This window comes from Corallococcus sp. AB030 (assembly GCF_003668965.1).
GTDB lineage: Bacteria > Myxococcota > Myxococcia > Myxococcales > Myxococcaceae > Corallococcus > Corallococcus exiguus.
In genome coordinates this window covers 1-9,607 of the sequence record NZ_RAWQ01000292.1, presented here as the reverse complement: position 1 = coordinate 9,607, position 9,607 = coordinate 1, and the positions used below count along the sequence as shown (strand labels likewise).

The following is a 9,607-nucleotide window of genomic DNA, read 5'->3' as shown; positions in this document are numbered from 1 at the left end:
CCCCGTACGTCGTGAAGCCTGCCCCCGCGTACACCGCCGCCCGCATCGGCTGCCCCCGGGGCGCGTACCCCGCGGACTCCATCGCCGCCCACGCGCACTCCAGGAGCGCCCGGTGCTGCGGATCCATCTGCTCCGCCTCGCGCGCCGGGTACCCGAAGAACGCCGCGTCGAAGCCCTCCGCCTCCTCCAACACTCCCGCCGCGGTGATCCACTCGTCGCCCTGCGGCAGCCCCAGCCGCTCCCGGCCCGCCGCGTCCAGCCGGGTGATGGAGTCCACCCCGCCCACCAGGTTGCGCCAGTACTGGCGCGCGTCCTCCGCCCCCGGAAAGCGCAGCGCCAGTCCCACCACCGCCACCGCCATGGGCGCGTCCTCGTCCCCGGCGTCCGTTGCGGCCTCGTTCGCGTGGTCCATGGCTCCCGAGCCTGCCAGGGAAGCCCAGAAACCGGGGGACGCCGAAGCCCGCCTGCTCGCCCTGGCGCGGTCAGCCTTGACGCGGCAGTTCTATTTTCCTCAATTTGCAGCAAATCCAGAATCCGGAGCAGCCCACCATGAGCACACAGAGCGCAGTCCCCTCGCCCATGGAGGCGCGGCTGGCCGGGTACTGGCAGGAGCTGCTGGGGGTGGACGCCGTGCGGCCGGAGGACCACTTCCTGGAGGTGGGGGGCAACTCGCTGCTGGCCACGATGCTGGCCAACCGCATCGAGGACGACCTGGGCCTCCAGGTGGGCATGGTGGACCTGTTCAACACGCTGAGCGCGGTGGCGGCCGTCTGCGAGCGCCTCCAACAGGAGACCGAGGCCACTGGCTGACGCGCCCCGGAGCGTGGCCGCAAGACGACGGGCCGGGCGGGTGGACGGGGCTTGCCTCTTTTCCCCCCGCCCCTGGTTGGGCTAGCAGGGAGGCCATGCCCATCCTCGCCCTCGTCCGTCACGGTCAGTCCCTCTGGAACCTTGAGAACCGCTTCACCGGCTTCGTGGACGTGCCCCTCACCGAGCAGGGCCGCGCCGAAGCCCGCAAGGCCGCCGACGCCCTCCAGGACGTGAAGTTCGACGTGGCCTACACCTCCGCCCTCAGCCGGGCGCAGCAGACGCTGGCCATCCTGCTGGAGGCGCTGAAGCAGACCCCGCCCGTCATCCGCGACGCGGCCCTCAACGAGCGCCACTACGGCGACCTGCAGGGCCTCAACAAGGCGGACGCCGCCAAGGAGTTCGGCGAGAAGCAGGTCCACGTCTGGCGCCGCTCCTTTGACGTGCCGCCCCCCAACGGCGAGTCCCTGGAGATGACCGCCAAGCGCGTGCTGCCCTTCTTCGACCGCGCCATCGCGGGCGACCTGCGCCAGGGCAAGAACGTGCTCGTCGTGGCGCACGGAAACTCCAACCGCTCCCTGGTGATGCGCCTGGACAAGCTGTCCGGCGAGACGGTGGTGGGCCTGGAGCTCGCCACCGGCGTGCCGCTCGTCTACGAGATTGGCGCCGACGGACAGGTCGTCTCCAAGCGCGGCTGAGCCGCCCTGACGGCAGGGCCTTCCTGGGGAAGATGGGAGGGGGCTTGAATGAGCGGCCTTCTTGCCCGTCAGATGGGACGAAGCACGAACACCCCCAAGGATGCACACCATGAAGGCCCTGACCCTCGCCGTCGTCCTGCTCTCCTCCGCCGCGGCCCTGGCCCAGACGGCGCCCAAAACGGCGGAATCAGTCACCATCTCTGGCGGCGCCGAGTTCCGCCGCCCGCCGCCCCCGGGCCAGTCCACGCCGCGCCCGGGACCGATGCCCCAGCCGATGCCGATGCCGGTGCCCTCGCGCAACCAGGTCGTCATCGACCGTGAGCAGGTGGCGCGCCGCATCGACCGGCTGGAGAGCGCGCTGCGCGACGCGATGTCCCGCACGAAGGACGCCAAGGGCCGCGAGAGCATCCGCAACGCCATGGAGGAGCTGGACAAGCTGAGCGAGTACGTGGACGACGCCGCCCCGGTGGTGGTCAACCACCCGGCGCCGCTGCCGCCCCCGCCGCCGGTCGTCCGGCCCATCTCGGACGTGCAGTTCCGCAACATCACGGCGGCGATGGTGCGCGAGTCCTTCCCGCGCGAGAAGCTGCGCATCCTGTCGCAGGTGGCCCCGAACGAGAACTTCCTCGTGACGCACATCCTGTCCGTGCTGGGGCAGTTCAACTTCTCCAACGACAAGCTGGAGGTGGTGCGCCTGATGCGGCCCACGCTGCTGGATCCGCAGAACGGCTACCAGCTGTACCAGGCGTTCCCCTTCTCCAACGACAAGCAGCAGCTGCAGGCCATCCTCGACAGCGGCGGGCGCTACTAGCCTTCCCGCGTCACCGTCGGAGCGCGGACCAGATGGTCCGCGCTTCCTGCGAGTCCGCGGTGGCGTGGACGCTGGCCAGCACCCGTCCTTCCGCGTCCAGCGCCAGGACATAGGGGGTTTCGCTGGGAGAGAGGCCCAGGGCCTTGGCCATGTCACCGTTCTTGTCCAGCCAGGTGTCCTGCCAGTAGGACTGAGGCACCTGGCCCTTCGCCTTGCCGCGCGCGGTGCCCTCGCTGACGAAGAACGGCAGCTTGAGGGCAAGGAGCGACTGGCGGTGTACCGAGTCCGAGACGTGCTGGTCCGCCGCGTCGAACCATCCGCGCATCTGGGCGCCCGCGTCCTTGTTGGTGATGACGACCAGCAGCGTGGGACGGCCCTTCAACTCGTCGCTCGCGTGCTTCCCGTTCGTCAGGTCGCGCGCGGAGAACTCGGGCAGCGACTGTCCCTGGGAAGGCAGCGCGAACGCGCCCGGAGCCGTGAGCAGCACCCCCGTGAGCGCTGACACCGTGAGAATGGAGCGTCCCCGTCGCGAGCCTCTGGATTGGCGAGCCATGAGAGGACAAGTGTTCACGCGGATGCGGATCCCCTAGCGCCCGGAATGCCTGCGCACGCCCGGCAGCCTGCCCTGCGTGGGGATCCGGTAACGTCAGCGCCCCCCTTTCTCTTCGTACCGGGAGTCCCCCCTTGAGAACCGTCTCCCTCGCACTGCTCCTGCTGCCTCTGACGGGTGGCGCGGCCGTGAAGAGCATCTCCACCGTGGCCGACCTCCAGACCGCGCTTTCGTCCGCGAAGGCCGGGGATGAGCTCGTCCTGGAGGACGGCACGTACACCGTCAACGCGAACCTCAACTGCGCCGCGGAGGGCACCCAGGCCGCGCCCATCATCGTGCGCGCGAAGAACCGCCACGCGGCCGTCGTGCGCTTCAACGCGCAGGAGGGCTTCAAGGTGTCCGGCCGGTACTGGACCTTCGACGGGCTCACGGTGGAGGGCATCTGCGCGAACGACCAGACCTGTGAGCACGCCTTCCACGTCACCGGCCACGCGGAGAACTTCGTCCTGCGCAACAGCCGCGTGCGCGACTTCAACGCGCAGCTCAAGGTGAACGCGTCGAAGAACGCCGGCGGCGTGTGGGAGATCCCGCACCGGGGCCTCATCGAGAACAACGAAATCTACGACACGCACGCGCGCGCGACGGGCACGCCCGTGACCAAGCTGAACATCGACACGGGCGACGACTGGGTGGTCCGCGACAACGAACTGCATGACTTCTCCAAGCAGGGCGGCATCTCCTACGGCGCCTTCATGAAGAGCGGCGGCAACCGCGGCCTCTTCGAGCGCAACCGCGTCCTGTGCGTGAAGGACCAGCCCGCGGGGGACACGCGCATCGGTCTGTCGTTTGGCGGAGGCGGAACCGGGAACGAGTTCTGCGCGCCGGCCTTCGACCCGACCGTGCCGTGCTCGCCGGAGCACAAGGATGGAATCATCCGCAACAACATCGTGGCGAACTGCTCGGACGTCGCGGTGTACCTGAACAAGGCCGCGAACACGCGCGTGCTGTTCAACACGTTCATCGGCACGACGGGCGTGGACTATCGCTACGCCCCGTCCACTGGCGAGGCCATCGGCAACGTGATGTCCGGCCTCATCCGCAACCGCGACGGCTCCAGCGTCACCACGAGCTCGAACCGGATGAGCGTGACGACCGGCGACTGGGCGGGCTGGTACGTGGCGCCGCTCAAGGGCGACCTGACCCTCAAGGGCGACGTGTCGGTCCTCGTCGGCGCGGCCCCGCGGAACACCCTGGTGCCGGAGGACTTCTGCGCGCGCCCCCGGCCCGCCACGACGACGCTGGGAGCCCTGGAGCACTCGCTGGGTAACTGCCCCGCGAACACGGGCGGCGGCACGGACGCGGGCACCGGCGGAGCCACGGACGCGGGCACCGGCGTGGACGCGGGGACCGGCACGGACGCGGGCACCGGCACCACGGACGCGGGCGTCGTTCCGGACGCGGGCCCGGGCCCGGAGCAGGAGCCGCCGGACGAGGATGACGGCGGTTGCACCGCGAGCCCTGGCCTGCTGCCCGCGCTCCTCGGGCTGCTCGTGCCCCTGGCCCTGCGTCGGCGCGCCCGTCGCTAGCAGAGGCCTGGCGAGGCGGCTGGAGACCCCAGCCGCTTCGCTCCCTCACCCGCGCGCTTTAGAACGCGGTGGAGACGAACAGCCCCGGGCGGATGGCCAGGATGCCACCCACCACGAGCGCCAGCGACACCAGCGTGCCCACCAGCGGCAGCACGTAGCCGGGCGGCGTGCGCCGGCGGTTCGCGGACAGGGGGCCCTGGATGGCGCCCACCGCGAGAATCATCATCACGATGTGCCCGATGAGCGCCGGGTAGTACCCGCGCGTCAGCAGCACGCCAATGCCCACGAGCACCTGCAGCTGCATGAAGCCGGAGTAGGACGCGCCGATGATGCGCCCCACCTTGTCGAACGGGCGCTTCGTGGCGACCGCGAACGCGAAGAACGCGAGCGCGATGACACCGGACAACAGCACCAGGTAGCGAAGACCCGAGTGGAGATGGAAGAGGAAGGTCATGGACGCGAGGGTTTAGCACCCGCCGGGCGGGGCGCGACGTTTCCTGCAAGCTACGACGGGTCCGGCTTGGGCGTGCGCTTCGTGCTGGGGGGCAGGGGCGGCGCGGAGATGCGCTCGGTGGGGGGCAGCTCGCCCGTGAGGCTCTTGAGGAAGGCCACCAGGTCGTCCACCTCGCCGTCCTTCAGCGTGCGGCCCAACTGGTAGCGGCCCATCAGGCGCACCATGGTGGGCAGGTCCTTCACGCTGCCGTCGTGCAGGTAGGGCCCGGTCATCTCCACGTTGCGCAGGGTGGGCACGCGGAAGTAGCCCCGGTCGTCCTCGTTCTTCGTCGCGTCGAAGCGGCCCGCGTCGGTGAGGGCCGGGTACGCCTCCACCAGCCCCAGCTTCTGGAACGAAGAGCCGCCCACCGCCGGGCCGTTGTGGCACGTGGTGCAGCCGGTGGTGACGAAGGCCTCCAGGCCGCGCTGCTCCTGCGCGCTCAGGGCCACGTGCTCCCCCGCGAGGAAGCGGTCGAAGCGCGACGGCGTGGTGAGCGTGCGCTCGAAGGCGGCCAGCGCCCGGGCGGCGTTGGCCAGCGTGACGGGCTTGCCCCCCTTGGGGAAGGCGGTGCGGAAGCGCGTGCTGTATTCAGGGATGGAGGACAGCGTGGCCTCGACGCGCTTCGCGTCCGGCATGGCCATCTCCACCGGGTTCATCATCGGCCCTTCCGCCTGGGCCTCCAGCGTGGCGGCGCGCCCGTCCCAGAACTGCGCGATGTAATGGGCCGCGTTGTAGACGGTGGGCGAGTTGCGGCTGCCCTTCTGCTTCTTGTGACCTTCCGACAACGCCTTGTTGTCCACGCCGAAGGTGTCGAGTCCGTGGCAGCTGTTGCAGGACACGTCGTGGTTCTTCGACAGGCGGGGCTCGTGGAAGAGCATGCGCCCCAGGGCCACCTGCTCCGCGGTGTCGTCGGGCAGCGGCGCCTGGTTGCGAGGAGCCTGGAAGAAGTGCGACGCCAGCTTCGCCACCGCCGCGGCATCCGGTGCCGTGGGCTTCGGAGCCTGCTCCGCCACGGGAGCGGGCGCGGCCGGCTTCACCTCCGGAGCCTTGTCTGGGGAGCGCTCACAACCGGCGAACAAGCCCGTTCCCATCACAGACAGGGTGAACCCGAGCAGCAATCGATTTCGCGTCATGTGAAGAGCCTCCCGGATGCGGCGCGGAGCGCACCGTACCAGTGCCCCGGGCGGCTGGCGTCGCGACAGAACGTCGCACCCACGGCGCGGCCTTTCCCATTCCATCAGTCTGGCAGCGCCTGCCCGGACGGCGGCCCGGCGGACGCGGCCCGAGCCTTCTGCGGAACAATCCCCGCGCCGCTACCTCTTCTTCAAGGTCTCGGTTACACGCAGTGGCGCATCCGCCAGGAAGCGGGGCGCCACGGAGGACGGCGGATGCAGGATGGAGACACGGGCGGCAAGGGGCGGGAGGTGGACGTGCTCGTCTGCCGCAAGTGCCTGACGAAGAGCGCCCGGAGCGGAGGGCAGGACCTGCCGCGCTGGCTCCAGGGGGAGCTGGCCGAGAAGGGCCTCGCCGGTCAGGTGCGCGTCACGCCCACCGGATGCATGAACCAGTGCCCGCGCCGGCAGGTCACCGTGCTCGTCTCCGACTCCGATGATCCCGAAGGCCGCCTGCTGCTGGTGGAGCCCCGGCTGCAGCGCGACCTGCTGCTGAAGTTCGTGGAGCGCCGCGCGCGCCCGGACGCTCCCTCCGCCACGCCCGGCGACGGCGACGCTCCGGGGGGGCAGGAGCACCTCGGTGATGAACCGGTCCACGAGGAACGAGGCCAGTAGCCCCGTCGCGGTGCCAGCGGTGTCCCACGCCAGGTCCTTCACGGAGAAGACGCTGCCGCGAGCCTTGTCGTACACCTCCTTGCCCAACCCCACGCCCAATCCCAGTCCCACGCCGGTGAGCGCACGCGCGCCCGGTGAATCGAAGAGGACGGCGCCGGCCCCGTAGCCCACGCCCGTGGCCGCCGCGCACGCCGCGAAGTGTTTGGGCTTGTCGCTGCCAAACCAGTCATCACCGGACGCGGCGCGGCCAGAGGCCGGGACAGCGAGGAGCACGAGGGCAGCGAGCGCGGAACGGGCGGACATGCATCCATCCTGTAGCATCCTCCGCGGAGGACGCGACCTGGGCTGAGAGTGAAAATCCGGCGCGTTTCCACGCTTGTCGACCCCCACGGTTGGTGCGTTTTGGAGACGAGGCCCGCACGTGGGCTTATGCTCGACTCGTTTTGAAAGGCTTCGGTCCCTCGCTCAACTTCCGGCAGACCCGGCACCCCGCGTTGGATGGCGCGCGAGGACTGGCCGTGCTCGCCATGGTGATGGGTCACACGCTGGACGCGCTGCTGGCGCCCGCGTTCCGGGACCATCCGTGGATCCAGGAGTATTGGAAGATCCGGGGCATCACCGCGCCCCTGTTCCTGCTGGTGAGCGGCTGGGCGGTGGTGATGGCGCTGGGCACGAAGCCGGGCGCCGCGAAGGACTCCTTCGGCCGCCGGTTCCGCCGCGCGCTGCTGCTGCTCTTCCTGGGCTACCTGCTGCACTGGCCGGGCTGGGGCGCGGTGCGCGAGCTGGGCTTCTCCGAAGCCATGCTGCGCAAGGTGTTCCAGTTCGACGCGCTCCAGTGCATTGGCGCGGCGCTGCTCCTGGGCGCGATGGCGCTGGTGGTGACGCCGAACCGGGGCGCCCGGGCGCTGCTGCTGGGCGGGCTGGCGGTGGGCATCCCCCTGGCGAGCGTTGGGATGTGGAACGCGGGCGCGCACCTGCCGGTGCCGCTGCAGCAGTTCATTGGCAATGGGGAGGGCAGCCGCTTCCCGTTCTTCCCCTGGGCGGGCTTCTTCTTCGCGGGCGCGTTCGCCGCGCACGCGCTGCACCTGCTCAAGCCGGGCCTGCCGCATGGCTTCTCGTTGCTCGCGCTGGGCGGAGCGCTGCTGGCGCTCACCCCTTGGGTGCCCGTGGAGTGGACGCCCACCAGTCCCACGATGGTGCTTTACCGCGTGGCGCAGGGCCTGCTGGTGCTGGGCGTCGTGAACCTGCTGCCGCAGCGGGTGAGCGGCCTGCTGGCGCCGCTGGGACGGCTGTCGTTGTGGATCTACGTGCTGCACCTGCCGGTGGTGTACGGCTGGGCGGACATCGCGGGCCTCGCGCAGCGCATCGGTCCCCGGCTGGGCATCGCGGCGGCGCTGGGTACCTCCGTGGCGCTGCTGGTGGGCTGCTACCTCATCGCCCGGATGGGCCGCTGGGTCCGCGAGCAGGCCCGTCCGTGGCGCGCCGGCTCCACCACGCTGAACGCCAGCGTCGGCACCGCGCGCCTGGGCCAGTAGAAGGAAGCCCCGTCCGTTCACGCGGCCGGGACGACGGCGCGCAGGGCGGCCACGCTCGCGGCTTCAGCCCTCGGAGCCGGTGCGCGGCAGCTTCGCGGGCGGCTCGGTCGCGTTGCCACGCGCCACCAGCTCACGCGTCACGGCCTCCAGTGCGTTGATGCGGCGGCCCGCACGACCCCGGGCCCACGTCGCCACCTCCGGCGCCTTGAGCAGCTCCACCGCCTGCTCCACGCCGCCTGCCTTGCCCTTGAGCGCCCGCGCGGTGACCAGCCGCACGTTGCGCGCGGCCCTGCGCGTCAGGCCGCTGCTCCACAGCAGGTCCAGGGCGAACGAGGTCCACACCGTCAGCTCGTCGTCCGGGCGCAGGAACGCCTCGAAGCGGGCCAGCGCCTGGGCACGCGGCTCACCGGCGCGCAGCTCCTCCTCCGGAAGCTCCACGTGCAGCGACGTGCTGTACGCGAGCGGCTGCTCCGGCGCGATGACCGCCTCGAAGCGCTCGCCCGTGGCGTAGCGGACCGCCACCAGGTGCACCAGCTCCGGCGGGATGCCCGCCTCCAGCGGGTGCGCGTTCGCCTCCGCGTAGAAGAGGACCAGCCGGTCCGCGGCATCCGCCAGCGAGCGCAGCTCCAGCGGCGGGCGCCACTCGCCCTTGTAGATGCGGCGGCGGTTGGGCCCCGTGCGCGTCTCCTGGCGCTCCAGCTGCGTGTCCACCATGAACTCGAACGCGCCCAGCATGCGGTCGAAGTACTCGGGCTTGCCCTCCAGCTGGCCCAGGATTTCCGCCACCGCCTCGATGGTGGAGACGCAGTGGTCCGCCGGCTCCGCGCGGATGCGGTAGTTGCTGGGGCGGCGCGGCACGAAGCCGATGCGCGGCAGCGCCGCGAGCACCGGGTTGCGCATCACCACCTTCTTCGCCTGCGGCCAGGTGCCGTCCACGACGATGAGCGTCTCCGGAGGATTCGCCTGGGCCTCCTCCACGGAGATGGCGTCCTCGCCCGGGAAGAGCACCGCGACGCGCTCCGGGTTCTTCGCCAGCTCCTCCAGCCGCGCGTGGCCGGAGAAGTCCACGCCCCGGTGCAGCTCCGAGTTGGTCAGCGACAGGTGCGCCATGCGCGCCGTGCCAATGGCCACGCGCCGCTCCCTCGGATGCTGGAGGAACACCACGCGCGTGCGCGTCTGGAGCTGGGGGACATGCGCGCAGTAGCACGCGCTTTCAGGACGCAGACACTTGATGCAGAAGGTACGCACGCCCGGCCCTTTATCACGGCCCCGCCCCGCCCTGCCCCGGTCGACCGGGGCAGGGCGGGGCGGGGCCGTGATAAAGGGCCGGGCGTGCGTAC

At 70.8% G+C, this 9,607-nt stretch carries 11 protein-coding genes; 5 read left to right on the top strand and 6 right to left on the bottom strand.

Annotated features, from left to right (window positions below; translation table 11 throughout):
• The coding region (locus D7Y15_RS40210) for a beta-ketoacyl synthase N-terminal-like domain-containing protein (RefSeq protein ID WP_304988697.1) at positions 1–412 on the bottom strand (412 nt) is incomplete at its 3' end.
• A 137-nt stretch (positions 413–549) separates the two neighbouring features.
• On the opposite strand from D7Y15_RS40210, the gene D7Y15_RS40205 reads away from it, so the two are divergent.
• The 3 genes from D7Y15_RS40205 to D7Y15_RS40195 all read left to right on the top strand — a co-directional run bounded on the left by D7Y15_RS40205 (position 550) and on the right by D7Y15_RS40195 (position 2,316).
• Positions 550–810, top strand: coding sequence for a phosphopantetheine-binding protein (locus tag D7Y15_RS40205; RefSeq protein WP_120600146.1), 261 nt, complete (start codon positions 550–552; stop codon positions 808–810).
• Between the two features lie 95 nt (positions 811–905).
• Positions 906–1,505, top strand: coding sequence for a 2,3-diphosphoglycerate-dependent phosphoglycerate mutase (locus D7Y15_RS40200; RefSeq protein ID WP_120581125.1), 600 nt, complete (start codon positions 906–908; stop codon positions 1,503–1,505).
• Positions 1,506–1,614: 109 nt separating this feature from the next.
• Positions 1,615–2,316 carry a DUF4476 domain-containing protein gene (locus D7Y15_RS40195; protein ID WP_158629199.1) on the top strand — a complete coding sequence of 234 codons (702 nt, stop codon included), beginning with the start codon at positions 1,615–1,617 and terminating at the stop codon, positions 2,314–2,316.
• 10 nt (positions 2,317–2,326) lie between these two features.
• On the opposite strand, the gene D7Y15_RS40190 is transcribed toward D7Y15_RS40195, so the two are convergent.
• Positions 2,327–2,821 carry a hypothetical protein gene (locus D7Y15_RS40190; protein WP_121755881.1) on the bottom strand — a complete coding sequence of 165 codons (495 nt, stop codon included), beginning with the start codon at positions 2,819–2,821 and terminating at the stop codon, positions 2,327–2,329.
• Between the two features lie 179 nt (positions 2,822–3,000).
• Between D7Y15_RS40190 and D7Y15_RS40185 the strand changes: the two genes are divergently transcribed.
• Positions 3,001–4,452, top strand: coding sequence for a chondroitinase-B domain-containing protein (locus tag D7Y15_RS40185; RefSeq protein ID WP_121755880.1), 1,452 nt, complete (start codon positions 3,001–3,003; stop codon positions 4,450–4,452).
• 58 nt (positions 4,453–4,510) lie between these two features.
• Here the strand turns inward: D7Y15_RS40185 and D7Y15_RS40180 are convergent, their stop codons facing one another.
• The 3 genes from D7Y15_RS40180 to D7Y15_RS45415 all read right to left on the bottom strand — a co-directional run bounded on the left by D7Y15_RS40180 (position 4,511) and on the right by D7Y15_RS45415 (position 7,035).
• Positions 4,511–4,906: a hypothetical protein gene (locus D7Y15_RS40180; RefSeq protein ID WP_121755879.1), complete on the bottom strand. Its 396-nt coding sequence runs from the start codon at positions 4,904–4,906 to the stop codon at positions 4,511–4,513.
• Positions 4,907–4,956: 50 nt separating this feature from the next.
• On the bottom strand, positions 4,957–6,078 hold the full coding sequence (locus D7Y15_RS40175; protein WP_121755878.1) for a cytochrome-c peroxidase: 1,122 nt from the start codon (positions 6,076–6,078) through the stop codon (positions 4,957–4,959).
• Between the two features lie 180 nt (positions 6,079–6,258).
• Complete coding sequence (locus tag D7Y15_RS45415) at positions 6,259–7,035, bottom strand: hypothetical protein (protein ID WP_199746044.1); 777 nt, start codon at positions 7,033–7,035, stop codon at positions 6,259–6,261.
• Between the two features lie 140 nt (positions 7,036–7,175).
• On the opposite strand from D7Y15_RS45415, the gene D7Y15_RS40160 reads away from it, so the two are divergent.
• Positions 7,176–8,267 carry an acyltransferase family protein gene (locus D7Y15_RS40160; protein WP_233605272.1) on the top strand — a complete coding sequence of 364 codons (1,092 nt, stop codon included), beginning with the start codon at positions 7,176–7,178 and terminating at the stop codon, positions 8,265–8,267.
• Between the two features lie 63 nt (positions 8,268–8,330).
• On the opposite strand, the gene D7Y15_RS40155 is transcribed toward D7Y15_RS40160, so the two are convergent.
• Positions 8,331–9,515: a tRNA-uridine aminocarboxypropyltransferase gene (locus D7Y15_RS40155; RefSeq protein WP_121755877.1), complete on the bottom strand. Its 1,185-nt coding sequence runs from the start codon at positions 9,513–9,515 to the stop codon at positions 8,331–8,333.
• Positions 9,516–9,607: the final 92 nt, after the last annotated feature.